Source organism: Myxococcales bacterium, from assembly GCA_012517325.1.
GTDB lineage: Bacteria > Lernaellota > Lernaellaia > Lernaellales > Lernaellaceae > JAAYVF01.
Window position 1 is genome coordinate 74,921 of the sequence record JAAYVF010000029.1, and the last position, 19,680, is coordinate 94,600.

The window sequence follows — 19,680 nt, forward strand, 5'->3', positions numbered from 1 at the left end:
TTCAGTTTTCCTCAAGCGTTTCGACGACGATGTGGTCGTTGGTGTAAATGCAGATCTTCGCCGCGATCTCCATCGCCTCCTGCACGATCCGTTCGGCCGGGAGGTCGGTGTGGCGGACCAGCGCCTGCGCGGCGGCCTGGGCGTACGAACCGCCCGAACCGATGGCGATCACGCCGTCGTCGGGTTCGATCACGTCGCCGGAGCCGCTGACCAGCAGCGTGGCGTTCTTGTCGGCGACCAGCAGCAGCGCCTCCAGCCGCCGCAGCATTTTATCGCTACGCCAATCCTTGGCCAATTCCACCGCGGCGCGCGTCAGATTGCCGTGATATTCGTCCAGCTTGGCCTCGAAGCGCTCGAACAGATGAAACGCGTCGGCCGCGGCGCCGGCGAAACCGGCTAGGACATCTTTGTTCTTGCCGAGGCGACGCACCTTGCGCGCGCCGTGCTTCATCACCTTGTCGCCGATCGTCACCTGGCCGTCGCCGCCCAGGGCGACCCGCCCGTCGCGCCGCACCGCCAGCACCGTCGTGGCGTGAAAAGTCTCCATCATTTCTGCTCCTTGTCGGCGCCGCCGCGCCGGCGTCGTTTGCCGCGCGGATGCGCTTTTTCGTACACCGTCAGCAGCCTGTCAACCGTGACGTGCGTATAGCGCTGGGTCGTGGACAGGCTTTCGTGGCCGAGCATCTCCTGCACCTCGCGCAGATTCGCCCCCGATTCGAGCAAATGCGTGGCGAACGAATGGCGCAGGGTATGCGGCGTCACCCGCGTTCCCAGGCCGGCGGCCAGCCGCGCCCGCGCCACGATGTTTTCGATCGTCCGCGCGGCCAGCGGCGCCGCGCGGCGGCCGAGAAACAACGGGCTGTCTTCCAGTGCGCCGTAGCGCCCCAGGCGCGCGGCGGCGGTCGCCGCGACGTAATCGTCCAGCGCCCGCGTCGCGGCCGCGCCGACGCTCACCAGCCGGTCCTTCCGCCCCTTGCCACGCACGCGCAGGGTGCCGATTTCCTTTTCCCAGTCGCGCAACCGGGCCTGCGCCAGTTCGCGCAGCCGGCAGCCCGTGGAATAATATAGTTCCAAAATCGCCCGATCGCGCGCCTGGTTCAGGGGATCTTTTTCCACCCGCGCCTCGACGAGCCGGCCGGCCTCCTCGACCGAGAGCGACCGGGCCAGCCGCTTGTCGCGCCGGGGCGCGCGCACCTGCCGGGCCGGATTGACCGTCAACAGGCCCCGCTTCCGGCAAAAAGTATAAAAAGCCCTCAACGACGCCAACTTGCGTTCGATGGTCGTTTTGGCGGACGCCCCGGTCAGTTCGGCCAGAAAGGCGCGCAGTTCCAGCTTGCCGGCCTTGGTCAGATCGATTTCCTCCCCGTTCCGGCAGATTTCGTACCGGCGACAAAAGTCGCGGAATTGCTCGAGATCGCGCCGGTAATGGGTCACCGTCAGCGCCGAGAGATTGCGTTCGAGCGCCAAATGCCGGGCAAAATCGTCGAGCAGGTCGGGCAATGCGCGTTCCTTTGGCGCGGGGTGAATTCGACTGAAAACTAAAGCCGGAGTCGGGACCTGTCAATCAAAAGATTTTTCCTGAGAAACCGCGGAGGCTTGCAACCAGGCCCGCAGATCGGCCAGACCGCGCTCGTGATAGCGCTGTTTGCGAATCCGCTTGCCGCGGATTTCCGGTTGGGGCGGCAGCAGGCCGAAATTGGCATTCATCGGCGCGAACGGCGTCGTTTCCGCGCCGGTCACGTACCGCAACAGCGAGCCGAAAAACGTGGTTTCCGGCGGCGGGTCCAACTTTTGCCCGGCCACCTCGGCGGCGGTGAACCACGCGGCCAGAAGCCCCATGGCGGTGCTTTCGAGATAGCCTTCGACGCCGATCAACTGACCGGCCAGCCGAACCCCGGGACGGGCGCGCCACGACAAATCGGGCCGCAACAGGCGCGGGCCGTCGATATACGTATTGCGATGGATCACCCCGTAGCGCAGAAATTCGGCGTTTTCCAGACCCGGGATGAGGCGCAGCACGCGCCGCTGCTCGCCGAAGGTCATCCGCGTCTGAAAGCCCACGAGGTTCCACAAATCGCCCGCCGCGTTTTCGCGCCGCAGTTGCACGACCGCGTAAAACCGGGCGCCGGTGCGGGGATCGCGCAAGCCGACCGGGCGCATCGGCCCGTAGCGCAAGGTGTCGCGGCCGCGCCGGGCGATCTGTTCGATCGGCATGCAGGCCTCGAACACCCGCTCGTCCTCGAAACCGTGCGGCGTCACCACCGCCGCGTCGATCAGCGCTTCGTAAAAACGTTGGTACTCTTCTTCGTTCAACGGGCAATTGAGGTAATCGCCCGCCGCTTCGCCGTCGCGGCGGTTGGCGGCGAAGACGATTTCCGGATTCAGGCTTTCGCCGGCGACGATCGGGCTGGTGGCGTCGTAGAAGTGCAAGTGTTCGGCGCCGCCCGACGCGGCCAACGCCGCGGCCAACGGCGGCAGGGTCAGCGGGCCGGTGGCGACGATCGCGGGCGGGTCCGGCAGTTCGGTCACCGCCCGGCGGATCAGCCTGAGGCGCGGCTCGGCGGTTAAAAGTTCGGTGACGCGGCGGGCGAAGGTGACGCGATCGACGGCCAGCGCCTGTCCGGCGGCCACGGCGTGTTCGCGGGCGACGCGGACGATCAGCGAGCCGGCCGCGTCCAGTTCGGCGATCAACAAGCCTTTGGCCGCGCCGACCGCGGTCGATCCTAGGCTGTTGGAGCAGACGAGTTCGGCAAAATCCGCCGTTTGGTGGGCGGGCGTCATGACGGCGGGCCGGGACTCGAACAGGTCGACGTCCAGGCCGCGTCGCGCGAGTTGCCAGGCGGCTTCCGCGCCGGCCAGGCCGGCGCCGACGACGGCCACGCGGGTCAAGGCTCAGCCCTCGGTCGTTTCTTTCGGTTCCTCGGCCTCGAGCGGTTGTTCGTAATCGCACTCCCGGATCGGGCAACTGAGCACCACCTGGCCGTCCTTGCGGCGGCGCAGGAGGAACGGATTGCTGCACTTCGGGCACGGCGTGAGCACCGGCTCGGCGCGATAGGTCACCCGGCATTCGGGGTATTTCGAGCAGCCCCAGAACACGCCGCGCGGGCCGCTGCGTTCGACCAGCGAACCGCCGCAGCCCTCGCGCGGGCACGGCACGCCGGTATCGAACGGCAAGGTGCCCTTGCACTTGGGATAGGTGACGCACGAATAGAAACGGCTGCCCTTGCGGCTCATTTTTTCGTTCATCGGGCCGCCGCAGATCGGGCAGAGCTTGTCCGACGGCTTCGGTTCGGCCGTCGGCATCGCCGGCCGCTCGACGATCGACACGCGGCCTTCGCCGTCGCGGGTGTAGTTTTTCGTGTTGCGGCACTCGGGGTAGTTCGAGCAGCCCAGGAAGGTGCCGTTGCGGCCGTACTTGATGACCATGACTCCCTGGCCGCACTTGTCGCAGACGATGTCGGTCTTTTCGCCCTCGCGTTTGAGGTTCTTCATTTCCTTCTCGGCGATTTCAAGCGTGCCGGAGAAGGTTTTCCAGAAGTCGGCGAGCAGGGCGTGCCACTCGACGCGGCCTTCCTCGACCTCGTCGAGTTCGTCTTCCATCCGCGCCGTGAACGATACGTTGAGCACCTCGGGGAAGGAATCGACCAGCAGGCGCGTGACGGCCCGGCCCAGGTCGGTCGGCCGCAGGGAGCCGCGGACCTTCTTCGCCTCGCCGGCCGCGCCGTTTTTATCGGCGGCCTTGAGCTTCTCGACGTAATCCTTGTCCAGGATCGTCGAGAGGATCGCGGCGTAGGTGGACGGCCGGCCGATGCCCTTTTCCTCGAGTTCCTTGATCAGCGTGGCCTCGGTGAACCGGGCGGGCGGCTGGGTGAACTTCTGTTGCGGATCGACCTGCTTTTCGGTCAGTTGCTGATCCTTGACGAGCGGCGGCAGCTTGCTTTCCGGTCCGCCGTTTTCCTCTTTTTCCGCCTCGTCCTCGTCGCGCATCGCCGCCAGGTGGCCGGCGAAAATTTCCTTGTGTTCGCTGACCGACAGGCCATAGGGGCCGTTGGCGATCTGCACGGTGGTGACGGCGAATTCGGCGGGCGTCATCTGGCTGGCCAGGAAGCGGCGCCAGATCAGGTCGTACACCTTGAACTGCGCCGGCGAAAGGCTGGCTTTCACCTTCTCGGGCGGCAGCTCGAGGCTGGTCGGCCGGATGGCCTCGTGCGCTTCCTGCGCGCCCTTGCGGCTCTGGTAGAAGTTGGGCGACGCCGGCACGTAATCGGCGCCGTAGACGCGGCCGATGTAATCGCGCGCCGCCGCCTGCGCCTCGGCGGCGATCCGCACCGAGTCGGTGCGCATGTAGGTGATGAGGCCCTGCGGCCCTTCGCCGGTGATGTCGATGCCTTCGTACAATTCCTGCGCGATGCGCATGATGTTGGCGGGCGACATCCGCAACCGGCGGCTCGCCACCTGCTGCAGGGTGCTGGTGATGAAGGGCGGCCAGGCGCGTTTTTTCTGCGTGCGTTCGGCCAGGCCGGTGACCGTGTAGCGGCCGGCGCTCAGCTCGCGGCAAACGGTTTCGGCGGCCGCGCGGTCGGCGATATTGAGCTTCTTGCCGTCGCGGGTGCCGAGCTTGGCGGTGAAGACCGGCGGCAGGTCGGCGGCCAGGTCGACGAAAATTTCCCAGTATTCCTCCGGTTTGAAATTCTCGATTTCCTGCTCGCGTTCGACCACGAGGCGCACCGCGACCGACTGCACGCGGCCGGCCGACAAGCCGCGTTTCACCTTTTGCCAGAGCAGCGGCGAGAGCTTGTAGCCGACGAGCCGGTCGAGCACGCGGCGGGCCTGCTGGCTGTTGAATTTGTCGAGGTTCAATTCGGTCGGGTGGTTGAGCGCCTCGATCACGGCGCGCTTGGTGATTTCGTTGAACAGGATGCGCTGAATCGGCTTGTCCTTGAGTTTCAAGGCCTCGCCGATGTGCCAGGCGATCGCCTCCCCTTCGCGGTCGGGGTCGGGGGCGAGCAGGATGCGGTCGGCGTTCTGCGCGGCGGCGCGCAATTCCTTGAGCACCTTTTCCTTGCCCTTGATGGTGACGTATTTCGGCGCGAAGCCGTTCTCGATATCGACGCCCAACTCGCGTTCGGGCAAATCCCGCACGTGGCCCACCGAAGCGCGGACCTCGTATTCCTTACCCAGGTACTTGCCGATGGTCTTGGCCTTGCTCGGCGATTCCACGATAACCAGGGAATGACTCATCAATCCTCAGTCCAGATCGCAATGAACCGGTTTCCCGGTTGCCGCTGCAAGCGGCCTTGTATTTCCAGTTCCACCAGCGCGGCGTTGACGCGCGCGGCGGACAATCCGGTTTTCTCCACCAGGGTGTCGGTGTCGGCCGGGCCCAGCACCAACACGTCCCACAGCGCCCCGACGTCGCCGTCGAGCGCCGGCGCGGCGGGTCGCCGCATGGCCGCGAACGCCTCGTCCTCGGCAAAACCGCGACGCAAGTGTTCGCCCAGCACCTCTTCCGTCACATCCACGATATCCAGCAGGGGCTTGGCGCCGTCGCGCAGCAGGCGATTGACGCCTCGGCTGGCGGCGCGGTCGATCGGTCCCGGCACGGCCAGCACCGTCTTGCCTTCCTCCATCGCATACCGCGCGGTGATCAGGGCGCCGCTTTTTTCGCCCGCCTCCACCACCACGCAGGCCCGGCCGAGGCCGGCCATCAGGCGGTTGCGCCTGGGAAAGGTAAAACGATCCGGCGGCGTACCCGGCGGAAATTCGCCGAGCAGCAAGCCGCCCGCCGCTACAATCCGTTCAAAGAGCCCCGCGTGTTCGGGCGGATAAATCACGTCCAGACCGGCGCCCAGCACCGCGATCGGCCGGCCGTTTTCGCTCAGGGCGCCCGTGTGCGCCCGGGCGTCGATGCCCAGCGCCCCGCCGCTGACCGTGCAAATGCCGGCTTTGGCCAGAGCTGCGCCGAGCCGCATCGCCACCCGCTCGCCGTATTCGGTCGGTTTGCGCGTGCCGACCACGGTAACGGCCAACTCGGCTTCCTCGGCCAATCGGCCCCGGGCAAAAACCACCGGCGGCGGCGCGATCATCGTCCGAAACGCCGCCGGATACCGTGGATCGTCGACGGCCAGCACCTGCTGACCCAGACGCTCAGCCTCGGCCAGAATGCGGTCGACCTCGTCCCATCTATTAAAGGATAAGACCGCCTCGGCCTGATTGGTTTTCAACCCCGCCGCGCAGAGCCGGCTCATCTCCGCTCCGAACGCGCTTGCCGCGTCCGGAAAGACGGATAACAGGCGTCCGACCGCCACCGGACCGACGCCCTCGACGCAACTCAGAGCCAGATGAAAACGAGCCATCTCGGTTCCAATCACCGTTTTGGGGCGTAAGGATAAACACCGCCGCGCCTCGGCTGTCAAGACAAAAACTGCATAATTTTCACGCGGCCGTTACTTTTTCGGCGGCAATCGATTAAAAAAAGACCGGCTCGCGGGAGCCGGTCGGGAAGCGGCAAACGGTGGAATCGGCTATTGCACGTCGCTCACCACGGTATCGCCGACTTGAATCGGACGAATGGCGTAGGTAACCAGAACCGTTGAGGTTTTGTCGCCGACGCGCGTGACGATGACGTTGCCGATCTTATAACCCGGCAGGTTTTGCGGGTCTTTGCTTTTCCGCCAGATCGAGAAGCTGTTTCCCACTTTGACGCCGTTCTTGAGACCGAGATCGATGAAGGCCACTTTGCCGGTCGGCAGCATGAAATCGTTTTCCGGCGTGCCCTGCACGATGGTGCCGGTCATTTCCAGATCGGTCATCTTCAGTTGAATGCGGACGTTGTCGCGGCTCATCATGATCAACCGGTCGCCGACGACGACCTCGGCGTTGGAATCGATGATCTTGCCGGTGTAAACGATCTTGCCGTTGGCCAGTGTCGAGGCGTCGATGGTTTCCAGTTCGCCGATCAGATCGACCAGATAGCCGACGTATTCGTGCTGCGAGGGGTGCCGGACGCGTTCCTTGACCCGGAAGATCGTGAACACGTCGCCCGGTTGCACGTTGGCGCTTTTCCGCATCGAGAAATAGACGCTGTGGTTGGTGCCCAGCAGCAATTGATCGTCGATGTTGTCGGTGATCTGGCCGGCGCCTTCGAGGATTTCCTCGCTCATGATGTCGATTTTATTGATGCGGGTGTCGTAGCTGAAAGTGGTGTCGAACACCTTGATGTTGGGCGGTTCGAACAGGTCGGGCTCCACCGGCGCTTTCTGGTCGCCGTACACCGTCATGCCCCGCTCCAACTTGATCTTCAACACCTGACCCGGATAGATCCAGTGCGGGTCGGCGATTTGGGGATTCATTTCCCAGATCAGCGGCCATTCCCAGGGATCGTTGTAATAGCTCTGGGATAGATCCCACAACGTATCGCCCGTTTCGACCTTGTGCTCGACCACGTCCACTTTTTGCACCACTCCGACCGGCTTCTTCGCCGCGGTCGGCTTGGTGGTCGTCGTGCTCTCGGCCCAGAGCACGGTCGCGATCAGCACCAAAGCCAGCGTGATGGCGGCCACCCGCAAGGTCCGACGCTGTTTCATCAATCAAACCTCCTTCAGCGAGGCGATTCCAAGTTGATCTTTTTCGCCTCGGGGGAATCCGGATATTCCTGCAACAAACGTTGTTTCGCCTGCCCGGCCTTCTCGGTCTGGCCGAGTTGCTGATAACTTTGCGCCAACCAGAAAAGAGAACGCGCCGCATAGGGACCGGCCGTCTTGCCGGCCGCCACGCAACGCTCGTATTCGCGCACCGCCTGGCCGAGTTCGCCCAACTGGCGGAAGGATTCGCCCAGCGCGAAGCGAGCCCGCGGCAAATAAGCGCTGTTGGGATGCTGCGCGATGAACGCGTTCAGATCGTAAATCGCCAGGCCCCAGTTCTGTTTTTCCATCTGGCCGACCGCCGCGCGAAAAGCCTGTTCGTCGTTTCCGACCGGACCGCCCGACCCGCCCGCCGGCAACGGCATCGGGGCCAGCGGCGATTCGGCGGCCGTGTTGTTGTTCATCACGCTGGGCGGCGTATCCATCGCCACTCTTTCCTGCGGCTGGTTGATGTAAACCGTCGGCGTATCCGCTTGTTCCTGAAGCTTTTTAATCGCTTCCCGATTATTCTTCGTGGTTTCGCGCAGTACGAACAGCGAGCTGTTCATTTCTTCCATGCGCAAATTCATGTCGGCCAGCGTCGCCTGAGTTTCGGTGATCTGCGCCTGCAGATCGGAAACCTGCTTTTTAAGTTGCTGGTCGCCGGCACACCCCGCCCACAAAAAAGCGAGGCACACCAGCACCCACATGGTACGCTTGCCGATTTCCATCGAAATAAACGAATCCCTTTTAAATTTCGGAGTTATCGTATCGTCGGGCGCCTTCGACTGTCAAGAGAAATTCCAAGGGGTTGAACATGCTTTTACCGGGGATTTCTAACGGCTCGACAAGGCCCGAACGACCTTGCGCAGCGGCTGATCGACCAGATTCAGGTAACGATGCTCGTCACCCGGCCGATACGCGGGCATCGGGTACATTTGGACCTTCAACGAATAAATCCCGGCATCGAGGCGCTCCACTCCCTGGATTTCAAAACCCAGGCAGCCGAAACAACCCGGAAACTGCTCCGGTGGATCGGGAACGGAGACATCGTCCCGATAGAACGCCGGTAGCGTCACCCCGTCGTGTTCCTGCAGAAAAATCTGCCGCGAAAACCAGCCTTCCCGGTGTTGGGCCGTGGTGCCGGCGACCACTTGCCAGTCGGAAGGCCGCCGGTCGAAATGAATTTCGTTTTCCTGCATCCGGCCGTCGATCAAAACGCCCGCCGGATTGTGCTGATTGTAAAAGCGGCGGTTCGGCACGTTCGGCGGCGAATCGGTGTAGATTTTCAATTTCGCTTCGCGGAACAAGCCCGAAATGCGAAACGGCAGATTGAGGCTGATCGGAAATTCCATGCCCGTTTTCCAATAGACACTGGTCAACTCCACGCTCGGCGAGGGAATCCGCCAGAACAGAATCACCCGGTTGCGCGTTTTGCGTAAAATCCGCACCGGCCCGTCGTTGTAGGCGATCACGGACGATTGGAAATCGTTTTCATTGCGTGTGAAATGAACCAGATTCCAAATACTTATCGCTTCCATCCGGATTTTCTGCCGATCGGCGACGCTCTGCCCGTTGCCGCCGGCGGCCGGCTTGACGATCAACTTGTCGATGCTGATCGGCGCCTGCGGATGATAACCGATCAGGTAATCGGTCGTTTCGATCTCGTTGCGGTCCACGTGATAGACCACGTAATCCTTGGGACTGCGCGGCGCCGGCCCGGAAAACGCGAACAGATAAACCGCCGCCCGGCCGCCGTCCGCCGGATCGTAAAGCGTGATTTCGACACCTTTCTGCGCCCCGGCCGGCCAGGATGCCGCATCCACCGCCGGACCGGCGTCGGCGGAAATGAACGCCACCTCGTCGTCGGCGTCCAGCAGGCCGCGATCGGTGTCCGCCGAGGCGCCGCTGCCCGAGCGGAACACGTATTCGCCCGCCAGACGCTCATCCACCTGGAAGGGGATCGGCGTCCATTTGCCGCCATCGACCGCGAACATCCCCAGGCGATCGATCGGAGTTCCGTTGAGGGTCCCGATTTCCCGGCCCTGCACCGTGACGGGATCGATGGTCCGGGTCAGCGTTTTGCCCACGGCGGCCGCGGTCTGGGCATGCGCCGGCGTCAGCGACAGCCAGCCGCCGATCGCCACCGCGAGTAAAAGCCAAAAGCGCCGTTTTCGTCCCGCCGGTTTCATGCGGCGCATCGTGCCGACCGGGCGAGTAACTGTCAAGCAACGGAAGAAAAAGTCGGCGGCTCGTTCCGCGCGTCGGTTTTCCTTGACCCTCGCGGCGGGAAGCGGTTATTTTCACCGCGAGCGCAAAAAGGTAGCTACCGTGGCGAAAACCCTGACCCTGCTGATCGTCTGCGATGCCGATCCGGACCGTCCGGATTACGGCGGACCCTCGTTCGACGTTCGCGGGCCCCTGCGGTGGCGAGGCCTGAGCGAAGGGGCGCCGCGCCTGCTGGAAGGTTTGGCGGCCTGTCGCGACGACGCCGGCCGCGGACTGCCGATCCTCTGGTGCGTCCGCGCCGACGAACAAATCGAACAGTGCCACGACCGCGCCGACTGGGCGCTCGATCACTTCGCCGCGTTCTGGAAGGATTGCCGATCGGCCGGCCATTCACTCGGCTGGCACCCGCATCACTGGCGCTGGAGCGACGAGCGCCGCTGCTTCCATCAAGAGATCGCCGATCGCGACTGGCAGACCCGTAACCTCGAAAAAGGCGCGGCGGCCTTCGCTCAACCGCCCCGCTTCAGCCGAACCGGCTGGTACGCGATGAACGACGAGAACCTCAACACGCTGGAAAAGCTGGGCGTGGAAATGGACCTGTCGGCGATGCCCGGCATGGTCCGGCGCGGCGAGCCCGACCGGCGCGGCTCCTACTTCGTCGGCCAATACGATTGGTCCCGCTGCAAGAGCGCCCCGTACCACCCGCATCCGCGCGATTACCAGAGCGAGGATCCGCGCGGGCGCAAACTGATCGAGTACCCGCTGCGCACCACCGCCTCGCCCGCGTTGCGCGCGCTGCTCGGCCTGCGTTACCGCCTGCGCGGCGCCACCGGCAAAATCGGCGCGCGGCTGGGGTTGAACGTCACGCTGCATCCCTGGTTGTTCGCGCCCTTGCTGGACGAGGCGCTCCGGGAAGCCGAAGCTCGGGGCGCGGCGCGGCTGGCGGTTTATTTTCATCCCGACGAATTGCTGGCGGACGCCGGGCCGCGGCTCGCCGGCCTGCCGCTCTACGGCGCGCCGTACCTCCTGCGAAACGTCGCGCGGCTGCAACGGCTGGCGCAACGGCGAAAAATCGAGGTGCGGTTCGCTGACGCCGCCGACGAACTAGCCGATTGGCAAAAAAAATTGTCCGCCGCCGGCGAACCGGATTGGCAGGCCGCGCCGATCGCCGCGGCGGAAATGGAGCGGTCGGCGGACCTGGCCGTGCAGGTTTTTCACCCCGCCGACGCGGAGGAATACCGGCGGCGTTTTTGCTGGAAACACGAGGAGCTTTCGCAGGTCGGCCCGTGGATTATGGCAGGCCGGCAGGAAGATCGGCTGCTCGGCCATTATCCGTCGCTGGCCGGGCGCGCGTGGTGGTTCGGCGAAGAAGTGACCAGCGCCCATAGCTGCGACACCGCCGTGCTGCCCGAGCGGCAAGGCAAAGGCCTGCTCGGCAAACTGGCCCGCGAGCAGTACGAACGGCTGCGCGCGGCCGGTTTCCGCTTCGCCTGGGCGTTTCCCAACCACCGGATTTTTCCGCTGCGGGTCGGCTCGCTGGCCTGGCGGGAAGTGGCGCCGTTTCCGTTTCTGATTCGGCCGCTACGGCTGAGCGCCGTCTTGCGGCGCCTGTGGCCGGGGCCGCTCGGCGCGTTTCTGGCCGACGGCGTCGGCGCCGGTTGGAGCCTGCTGTCGCCGTTGCCCCGCTCGTCGCCGGAGGTGGAAATCGTTCCGGTCGGCGAGTTCGGCGCCGAAGCCGACGAAATCTGGAGGCTGGCGCGAACCCGGCTGTCCATCGCCACCGTGCGCGATCGCGATTGGTTCCGCCGCCGGTACGTCGCGGCGCCGGATCGGCCCTACGAGCTGTTCCACCTGAAGCGACGGGGGGATATCGTCGGGCTGGCGGTGACGCGACTGACCGAAAAACGCGACCTGCGCACCTTCGCCGTCTGCGAGCTTTTCCTGGGCGATTTTGTTTTGGAAACGGCGACGGCGGCCCTGGCGGCATTACTTCGGCATGGCGCGGAAAATGGCGCCGAGGTGGCCGGCGCGCTTTGCCTGCCTCATCAGCCGGAATACCAAGCCTATCGCCGGGCCGGTTTCTGGCCGCTGCCGCGCCGTTTTCATCCCGAACCGACGTTTTTCACGGCTTATCCGCTCCAGGGCAGCGACGATAGCGAGGCTTTGTTCGACGCGAAAAACTGGTATCTGACCTGGGGCGATTTGGACACCATTTAAACAGGATGCCGATGCAACCCGAGCAACCCGCGATCACCAAACCGACGGCGCCGCGCAACGTCAAAACAGCGTTGCGCTACGCGGCCATGGCGGTGCTGACCGTCGGGCCGCTGGCCTACGTCGGCTACCAGGTCGCCGACGGGTGGCCGGCGCTCGCCGAACGATCCTGGCATTTGTCCTGGCCTTACCTGGGCCTTTCATGCGGCCTGCTGCTGCTGAATTTCCTCCTCGTCTCCTGGACCTGGGCGCAGACGTTCCAGTCGCTGCATCCGGGTACGCGCGTGCCGCTGCGGCACACTTTCGCGATCATCTACACCGCTCAGTTGGGCCGTTACATCCCGGGCAAAATCTGGATCTGGCTCGGACAGGCGTATCTGGCCGAGCGTTTCGGATATCGCAAAGCCGACGCGCTGACCGCCGGCGCGATTCAGATCATCTGCGGCAACGCCGCGTCGGCCGCCGTCTTCGGTCTGACGCTCTGGGGCATGGGCCAGCCGCTCTGGCTCTGTTTCCTGATGATCGCGATCTCGCTCGGCGTCATGGCGGCGCTGCTGGTCGCTCCGGCCCGCCTCGAAGGCTGGTACAACACCCGGCGTCTCAAACAAGGCAAGGATCCCGTCCGACTGGTGGCCTCGCCGCCGGCCATGATCAAGGTCTATTTCATCATGACGCTGGCCTGGGCCGAGCACTGTCTCGCCTTCGCCGCGCTCGCCTGGGCCGTATTGCCGGCCGGCGGCGACGACTTCTTCGAACTGGCGACCGCTTACAATCTGGCCTATCACGTCGGGCTGTTTCTCCTGATCGTTCCCGGCGGCCTGGGCGTTCGCGAGGGCACGTTAACCGCGCTATTGGCACCGCGCCTCGGCGAAGCGCCCGCCGGAATGCTCGCGCTGGTGCAGCGATTGTGGTTTCTGGTCGGCGAAGCGGCGGCCTTCGGCCTGGCCTGGCTGATCGCCTATCGCGAAGGCGTCCTGGCCGGCAAACGGTCCGATCCGCTTTGACATCGTGGCGCATTCGTTTCAAATTGATTGCTGGATTTTTCCAGGGAGGTTCACCATGCGCGGCCTGCTACTGTTTTTGATCGCCGGAATGTCTTTGGCGTCGTTTTTTCTGGCGGCGAACTGCGGTGACGACACCGACGATCCGGCCGGCGTCAACGGCGACGACGACAATGACGACGACACCAACACCGACGGCGACTACTACAGCGAGGAATGCAACATCGATTACGGCGCCGACATGGGCTGCGACCAGTCCGAACCGGCCTGCCAGCACGCGCGCCTGATCAACATCGACCGCTACAATCACCCCGAGGAATCCGATTGCGCTCCGGCGCTGGATTGGGGAACCCAGCTCGCGGCGGTGGCCTTGGCGCATTCGAAGGACATGTGCGACCGGCATTTTTTCGATCACATCAATCCCGACAACGAGGATCCTTTCGACCGGATGGAAGAAGCGGGCATCGACTTCGTCGCGGCCGGCGAGAACATTTTCATGGCCTGCGGCTACACGATGGATCAGGTCGTGGATCTGGCGGAAGAAAGCTTCATGAACGAGCCGGAATGCGAATACAACCACCGCTCGAACATTCTCGCCCGCGATTTCAAGAACGTCGGCGTCGGCATCCACTCCTGCGCCAAGGACGGTTGCATCTACCTGACGCAGGATTACGCGTCCTACGAGTTCTCCGATCTCCGCGACGACACGCACGAGTACTGCCCGAATTTTGATTAGCATGCACGGATATTCATTAAATTAATTGACGCCAATTCCAAGTGAGGAATACATATATATTGTAGTACCCATAAACAACATCATCTTTGGCCTATCCGGCCACAGAACACAAAGTGATTTCTTTAATAAAAGTGCTATAACCAATTGTTTTTCAATAATATTATCGACAATTCTCATTGCAATCTCAATAGTTCAGGCAAATAATAATTGAAAAAAATCAATTCCGCGCAGATTTTTCTTGACATCGTTCAAATCGCCGGTTTATCGTTTGCCCAGCAGGCACTCAAAAATACTGGATATTACATCTAACATAATTATTGGGCTTCGTTTTTCGGTAAAGTTTCACGCGCAATTACCGAATTAATAATTGAAGCCCACGGAGGGGTTGATTAATGGCAAGGAAGTCCCCGAAATCTTCTCGTTCCCGCCAAAAAAAGCAGACAGCCATTTCTCATCTGTTGCAAAATCGGGGTAATCGTCCCTTCGAAGACGTCTTGCAGGATATCTCCAAAGCAATCGACGCGAATATCGAAGCAAAAATCGGCAAGCCCATGGAAAAATTGCTTCTGCAAGGATTCACTGTCCGGTAAGTTACCAATCCATTTTACCAACGATTTTTCGCCTTGAACATTCGAGCCCGATCAGGGGCTTCATCCATTAGCGAATGGGAGTGGGATCATGGGGAAATCAAATGTACGCTATCGAAATAGTAAATGCGTTCATACCAGCCATCGAATTTATGAGCCGTTGATTCTTTCTTTTAATTCCGATCCACATCTACGTGAAAAAGTCGATCAAGTATGGGAAAAGCGCACCGAAGAAATCTGTAATGCCTTGAGTTCGCATTGTGGATCGATAAAAAAATGCACACTAGGCGAAGGCAATTACCCCTGCCGTTTCGACACCCAACAACAAATTGATGCGATCAACAAAAAGAAAGAAGTTTTATCCAAATCATATAATTTACAAAATCAAATCAAGCTTCAACTGATCGAACAGCGGTTGGATTTGCTGCAAAGTTCTGATTTATGGAACGGTCCGGAACGGATTCGCGATTGTGCAAATTTTTCCAAACAACAGGACATCTCTGGCTTTCATTGTTTCGGTACCGTGGACATGGTCTATGTCCTACCCGCTCCGTCCTCCACATGGAGCAGTGCTTTTCGGATGTGTTATGCCTTACCGAGCATGGTATCGGGGCTTTTCGGTTTTCCGATGCATCGTATTAAGGCAGTCCGAAAAATCGATAAAAATGGTAATTCATTCGATTTCCGGCGGCCGCTACCAACCAAACCAGGACGTTTCATTGCCTACTCTTTTTTACATAAACCGAATATTGAATTCACTCCCGGCGGCAAGTTCAAGGCTGAATTCATTCGTCGAGTAAGCGACTTTTTTTTGCCGCGTGAGGACGAAAATCATCAGCTTCAAGCTGCCGCCCTGGCTGACCATATTGGTCCTAAGGCCTATAACGACGCCTGTGTCGAAGTGTTTTTAACCATGTGCGTCGCCTTCCCCGTAATGATTAAAGCCGAATTTGATTCAATTGAGATGCTGTCGAGATTTTTAAATTCGGTATATGAACATTTTACCGTTTATTGCGTGGATTTAACCCCAAGAAATAAAAAGAGACAGCCATCGCGGATGCATATGCAAATGTCGACGATGTTGGGTTGGTACGATCCTACCCTGAATGATCGAAGTAAACGGGCAAAAAAAATTACTGAACCCGCCACTTTTCAAATGCTCGTCAAATGCGAAAACGACCCGAACCGCGTGGCAAACCATATATCACGGTTGATCAATCAGTATTTAAGCGAAAAAGGCAAACTGGCCATTATCCAGAATCGTTTGTCCCTGGCAGAACAGCAATCAAACCAGCGGCAAGGAAAAGGAACATTATCCTGGTTCGAACGACCTTATTATTGGGATCTGATGATCGTTTTTAAAACGCGAAAAATTTCTAGAATGATCCGCCTGATGGCCGATAAAATCCGCGAACTCGAAGGTGTCACCCATACGACCACCATGCCTTTTCTGGCCGCCGGCTTGGATGAAAACGTTGATTTTTCACAATTTTCCGAGACCCATTATTTCCAAGGAAAGCTCTACAAACCAGCCAAACCGGCTTCTGTTTCCGATTCCTATTGCTCGGTGGATGATGAAAAATTAAAGATTACCAATCATTTAAACGATTGGAAACAAGGGATTGATCTTTTCCCGAAAAGTCTTTCGGCATTGGCCGAAGATGACGCATTGGTGAATCGATACATCCATGTTAACCGCGAATTGCACATTCTCTATGCCTATTCCATACAACTTGAGGAATCCTGGCAGGCGCAAGTACGCTTACGAACACACGAAGGATCCAACGCCCGGCAAAACCTGTTATCGCGGAAGACTTTTAAAGATTTTCGCGCGACGATCAAAAAATATTTCCAAGCTTTCGCCGAATTAGAAACAAACTATCGCGACGCATTTAGTAGAGCTAACCGCGAACAGTTGTCCACTAATGAAAAAAAAACCCTGGTTAATTTATTCCAACAAAAATGGTGGCTCTACCTGGAAATGGCAAAGTTCCACTGTTATCGAATCAAAGAATTGCTGTTGGGAATAGCCGCTGAATTTCATAACCGAACTGAAAGTCACCAAGTCATCAGCCTTACCGAACACGCGTTGAAGGTGGGTGAGCAGGCCGGTGTTCTCGACCTGACTATGGAAGCAATCGGCCGACTTTTCCGCCGTTATTGCGGTGAAGCCAATCCATATATTCTCAAAACGGGGAAATGGGCTACCGATCAATCATCGAACACCCCAGAGGATCAGAGGGATGATTTGGGATGGAAAGGATTGTTCATTTCCTCAATTGGCAGTGATTATAAGATCTTCCCTCAAGCCCATTTACTTTATTTGCCAATGGATTTGCGATTTGCCACCAGAGGAAAGTTATTAATTGTCGCCCATGAAGCCGCGCATCAGATATTATATAATATTTCATTAAATAATATTTCAACCCACCCGGCAGGTGTCCTCCCCGGCGAAACCGTCTTTTACGGCTTCCAAAAATGGTGGAATGATTTTCGCGACGCAGTCAAGAAACATGCTGACAAACAGGCTGATTTAGCTGAATTTTCCACTAATCTCATTCTGGGAAAATATTCATTGCATGAGATCGAGGTACTGGCGGATATTTTCGGCCTCCTGGCCGCCGGACCTGGCTTCATTCGCGAGATGATTCATTACCTGGGTCTTCCGCTGAAAGAGGAATTATGGTTTTTGAAAAACCGTGAATACATGGAAAGCAATACCACTGAAATCAGAATCGTCTCGCTCCGAATCGCCATCATGTACACCGTCGCCAAAAAACTGGGTTGGCTCGACAAGGATCTCGACGATTTCCAAATCGAACATCTGATCAATGATTACTTCTCCAAACACGAAACGAAAGCCATCAGTGATGTCCTTTTTAAGAATGCAAAAATAGACACTGATCCCAGTTTGGCGGAGCTTTACCACACCTTGCCGGACCAGGATTCCATCTGGTCGGATCTGCTGATTCTTCGCTTTTTGCAGACCGAAGATGGTGAAAACGCAATAAAGAGCCTTGTTCAATGGATCCATCTACACGGTTCCAAATTTCATTTTTATCCGCTGCCATTCGAGGAAAACCTACAACCGACCGCCGAACAATGGAAAAATGCCTGGGAAAAAAAATATCCGGCGATCATTGCCTATATCAATGAGTACTGCTCTTTGCTGAATGATCGGTTCGTATATAACGATGAGATCATTCTGGATGCCCCCCTTCGCTACATTGCCGGAGCCAGTGCCATGAACAACACGCCTGGCCATTACAGCATGGGCCGGATTTTGCATTCACTTTATTATAGCGATTGGTTGACTAGCTACAATAACTTAATTGAAGAGATGAGAAAACTAGTAGATTTCGTTAGTTAACTAAATATCTTTCTCTTGCCGCAGAAACAACTGACTGAAAATATTAATCGGCGACGGCACTTTGTTGTTTTCCGAGATTTGTCACAAGTCGCAGTATTAATAAACGGGAAGATAGAAAGTACTCCGACCGTATCAACGCGGTGGTGATGGCGTCGTCCGAAACATGGTCCTTATTTGGTGAAACACGAAAAGGTTCCGGTAGTGGACAAATGAAAGGAAATACCATGAAGAAAGATTTCCTGAAAAACAACTACCCAGAGTTGATCGCCGACTTGTACGCCAACGAAAAAACCGCCTGGGAGGATCTCTATCATGGGGCGCAATCATTCTTTGTGGGCGCCTTTATCAATAAAGGTTTTTCGGAAGAGGAAGCATTTGACCTCTATCACGATGTCTATTTGGCCTTCATGAAAAAAATGAAAGCCGGCCGCTCCTTGCCGAGTGAAATCAATTCGATGGAAAAATTGGTTCAATATTTGATCGGCATCGGAAAGAGAAAGTCGCGATATCGCAGATTTTTTCTTCATATCACCGACGGTCTGGGCGAACAATTCAGCGAAGACAACCTGTTGTTTCTCGCCGAAGATGATCCACAGACAATCGAGAGTACCATCGACGAGATCGCCGAGCGATGCAATTACGAGCAATTTCTCGATTTGCTCTGGCAGAGATTGGATCTGATATTAATTAATTATCCGAACCAACTACATAACGAAATATTTCACGATTATTACTATAACACAATTTCGATGGCAAAGCTGACTAATAAATACAAGATCAGCGAGGCAAACGCCAGAAAGATCTTTGAGCGAATTAAAAAATTCCTGATGGAGCAAACGGAAAGCCGATGAACAACCGATGATGGACTCGTCCCACGCCGTCAAACAAGTCGTTGGGAAGTCGGTAATCCCGGTGTCCATAATCATCAAGCTTCCGTTGGCTACAACCCGAGAATCAGGCATCTATTTGCGCGCGTTGTAATGGGGCCTGATACTCGGCCGGTTTCACATTTAAAGAGGAGGGGAATTCAATGAGACGCAATTTGTTTCGAGAATTTTTTCGATACCTGGCCGCTCTGTTGCTGGCCCCGGCAATCGATAAGGAGACGGAAAAAGAATGGCCGCGAGTGAAGAAAGCCGCGGCGAAGATCAAGGCCAGACCAATGCCGGCGGATATCCGTCAGGAGTTGGAAAAAATAGATGACGAGCTTGCAACTCTTGTCGAAAAGGAAGCGCTTCTGCATCGGCAGATCGGACTGGATCGATTTCTAGCAACCGTACAGGAGCGTTTGCAAATCGATGATGATGCCTATGCCAAGAAGTTGGGAATAAAAAATTCAGAGCAACTCCAAATGCTCAAGAAAGAAGGACAACAAGCAATCGGAAAAGAATACGATGAAACCAGTATCAGCATTATCCGCAAATTCAAACTGACTTGCGCTCAATATCTAAGACTGGTCGCGCAAGTGCTGGAATCTCCGGCCAGTCCAGGTCTTCGGATTCAGCCGTTGGTCGGCTTTGGAGTAAAAACGGATGCACCTAAACGTGGCATTCCAAAAAGCCAATTAGCCGCGCTCAAGGAGTTGGAAAAGAGACTGAATGAGAAAATGAATAGATAATTTTTTTTCGGCTTACCGAAGAGCGCCAAGAAGGGAGAAGTGTATTTTCCGACTAAACAATTAACTAATTTCTAGTGCCGATGTATTGCATTACAAAACACCATATAACAAGTGACAAATTGCTTCACCAAGCAGCTTTGTCCAGGGGTTATAAGGTGTTTTTTCGTAGTGTCCCCCCGAAAGCAAGACAGATTTAGGCGGCTTTTAGGGTGAGGTAAGCCGCTTCGACCTCGTTCGGCGTCCGGTAACCGAGCGCCGAGTGGATTCGTTTTTCATTGTACCAGCGGACATATTGGTCGATGG

At 58.1% G+C, this 19,680-nt stretch carries 16 protein-coding genes; 7 read left to right on the forward strand and 9 right to left on the reverse strand.

All coding sequences use genetic code 11. The features are described 5' to 3' along the window. Position 1 precedes the first annotated feature (1 nt). The 8 genes from hslV to GX444_06425 form a co-directional block, all read right to left on the reverse strand. Positions 2–547 carry an ATP-dependent protease subunit HslV gene (hslV, locus tag GX444_06390; protein ID NLH48216.1) on the reverse strand — a complete coding sequence of 182 codons (546 nt, stop codon included), beginning with the start codon at positions 545–547 and terminating at the stop codon, positions 2–4. Beyond that, positions 547–1,500: a tyrosine recombinase XerC gene (locus GX444_06395; GenBank protein NLH48217.1), complete on the reverse strand. Its 954-nt coding sequence runs from the start codon at positions 1,498–1,500 to the stop codon at positions 547–549. Before GX444_06395 ends, hslV begins: the two co-directional genes overlap by 1 nt. A 60-nt stretch (positions 1,501–1,560) precedes the next feature. Next, positions 1,561–2,889 (reverse strand): methylenetetrahydrofolate--tRNA-(uracil(54)-C(5))-methyltransferase (FADH(2)-oxidizing) TrmFO, encoded by a 1,329-nt coding sequence (locus GX444_06400; GenBank protein NLH48218.1) that lies wholly within the window; start codon positions 2,887–2,889, stop codon positions 1,561–1,563. Positions 2,890–2,892: 3 nt separating this feature from the next. Beyond that, entirely contained in the window at positions 2,893–5,241 is a 2,349-nt protein-coding gene (topA, locus tag GX444_06405) for a type I DNA topoisomerase (protein NLH48219.1), read from the reverse strand. Further along, positions 5,241–6,356, reverse strand: a complete 1,116-nt coding sequence (gene dprA / locus GX444_06410) for a DNA-protecting protein DprA (GenBank protein ID NLH48220.1) — start codon at positions 6,354–6,356, stop codon at positions 5,241–5,243. Before dprA ends, topA begins: the two co-directional genes overlap by 1 nt. A 168-nt stretch (positions 6,357–6,524) precedes the next feature. Further along, positions 6,525–7,586, reverse strand: coding sequence for a LysM peptidoglycan-binding domain-containing protein (locus tag GX444_06415; GenBank protein ID NLH48221.1), 1,062 nt, complete (start codon positions 7,584–7,586; stop codon positions 6,525–6,527). Positions 7,587–7,600: 14 nt separating this feature from the next. Beyond that, positions 7,601–8,353, reverse strand: a complete 753-nt coding sequence (locus tag GX444_06420; protein ID NLH48222.1) for a tetratricopeptide repeat protein — start codon at positions 8,351–8,353, stop codon at positions 7,601–7,603. 105 nt (positions 8,354–8,458) lie between these two features. Then, positions 8,459–9,814, reverse strand: a complete 1,356-nt coding sequence (locus tag GX444_06425; GenBank protein NLH48223.1) for a hypothetical protein — start codon at positions 9,812–9,814, stop codon at positions 8,459–8,461. A 139-nt stretch (positions 9,815–9,953) separates the two neighbouring features. On the opposite strand from GX444_06425, the gene GX444_06430 reads away from it, so the two are divergent. The 7 genes from GX444_06430 to GX444_06460 all read left to right on the forward strand — a co-directional run bounded on the left by GX444_06430 (position 9,954) and on the right by GX444_06460 (position 19,377). Further along, positions 9,954–12,068 (forward strand): GNAT family N-acetyltransferase, encoded by a 2,115-nt coding sequence (locus GX444_06430; protein ID NLH48224.1) that lies wholly within the window; start codon positions 9,954–9,956, stop codon positions 12,066–12,068. 11 nt (positions 12,069–12,079) lie between these two features. Next, positions 12,080–13,069: a hypothetical protein gene (locus GX444_06435; GenBank protein NLH48225.1), complete on the forward strand. Its 990-nt coding sequence runs from the start codon at positions 12,080–12,082 to the stop codon at positions 13,067–13,069. A gap of 55 nt (positions 13,070–13,124) precedes the next feature. Next, positions 13,125–13,802, forward strand: a complete 678-nt coding sequence (locus GX444_06440) for a hypothetical protein (GenBank protein NLH48226.1) — start codon at positions 13,125–13,127, stop codon at positions 13,800–13,802. A 392-nt stretch (positions 13,803–14,194) separates the two neighbouring features. Then, positions 14,195–14,392, forward strand: coding sequence for a hypothetical protein (locus tag GX444_06445; GenBank protein NLH48227.1), 198 nt, complete (start codon positions 14,195–14,197; stop codon positions 14,390–14,392). 88 nt (positions 14,393–14,480) lie between these two features. Beyond that, positions 14,481–17,759, forward strand: coding sequence for a hypothetical protein (locus GX444_06450; GenBank protein NLH48228.1), 3,279 nt, complete (start codon positions 14,481–14,483; stop codon positions 17,757–17,759). A gap of 224 nt (positions 17,760–17,983) precedes the next feature. Continuing rightward, a complete protein-coding gene (locus GX444_06455; GenBank protein NLH48229.1) occupies positions 17,984–18,610 on the forward strand; it encodes a hypothetical protein in 627 nt (208 codons plus the stop codon). Between the two features lie 179 nt (positions 18,611–18,789). Next, a complete protein-coding gene (locus GX444_06460) occupies positions 18,790–19,377 on the forward strand; it encodes a hypothetical protein (protein ID NLH48230.1) in 588 nt (195 codons plus the stop codon). 193 nt (positions 19,378–19,570) lie between these two features. On the opposite strand, the gene GX444_06465 is transcribed toward GX444_06460, so the two are convergent. Then, positions 19,571–19,680 (reverse strand): transposase (locus GX444_06465; protein ID NLH48231.1); only part of this gene is annotated, 110 nt, incomplete at its 5' end.

Bases quoted from the DNA above. Each gene is read 5' to 3' on its own strand.
- GX444_06425 (NLH48223.1), bottom strand. From the start codon at position 9,814: ATGAAACCGGCGGGACGAAAACGGCGCTTTTGGCTTTTACTCGCGGTG.
- GX444_06415 (NLH48221.1), bottom strand. From the start codon at position 7,586: ATGAAACAGCGTCGGACCTTGCGGGTGGCCGCCATCACGCTGGCTTTG.
- GX444_06440 (NLH48226.1), top strand. From the start codon at position 13,125: ATGCGCGGCCTGCTACTGTTTTTGATCGCCGGAATGTCTTTGGCGTCG.
- GX444_06460 (NLH48230.1), top strand. From the start codon at position 18,790: ATGAGACGCAATTTGTTTCGAGAATTTTTTCGATACCTGGCCGCTCTG.
- topA (NLH48219.1), bottom strand. From the start codon at position 5,241: ATGAGTCATTCCCTGGTTATCGTGGAATCGCCGAGCAAGGCCAAGACC.
- GX444_06450 (NLH48228.1), top strand. From the start codon at position 14,481: ATGGGGAAATCAAATGTACGCTATCGAAATAGTAAATGCGTTCATACC.
- GX444_06420 (NLH48222.1), bottom strand. From the start codon at position 8,353: ATGGAAATCGGCAAGCGTACCATGTGGGTGCTGGTGTGCCTCGCTTTT.
- GX444_06435 (NLH48225.1), top strand. From the start codon at position 12,080: ATGCAACCCGAGCAACCCGCGATCACCAAACCGACGGCGCCGCGCAAC.
- dprA (NLH48220.1), bottom strand. From the start codon at position 6,356: ATGGCTCGTTTTCATCTGGCTCTGAGTTGCGTCGAGGGCGTCGGTCCG.
- GX444_06455 (NLH48229.1), top strand. From the start codon at position 17,984: ATGAAGAAAGATTTCCTGAAAAACAACTACCCAGAGTTGATCGCCGAC.
- GX444_06445 (NLH48227.1), top strand. From the start codon at position 14,195: ATGGCAAGGAAGTCCCCGAAATCTTCTCGTTCCCGCCAAAAAAAGCAG.
- hslV (NLH48216.1), bottom strand. From the start codon at position 547: ATGGAGACTTTTCACGCCACGACGGTGCTGGCGGTGCGGCGCGACGGG.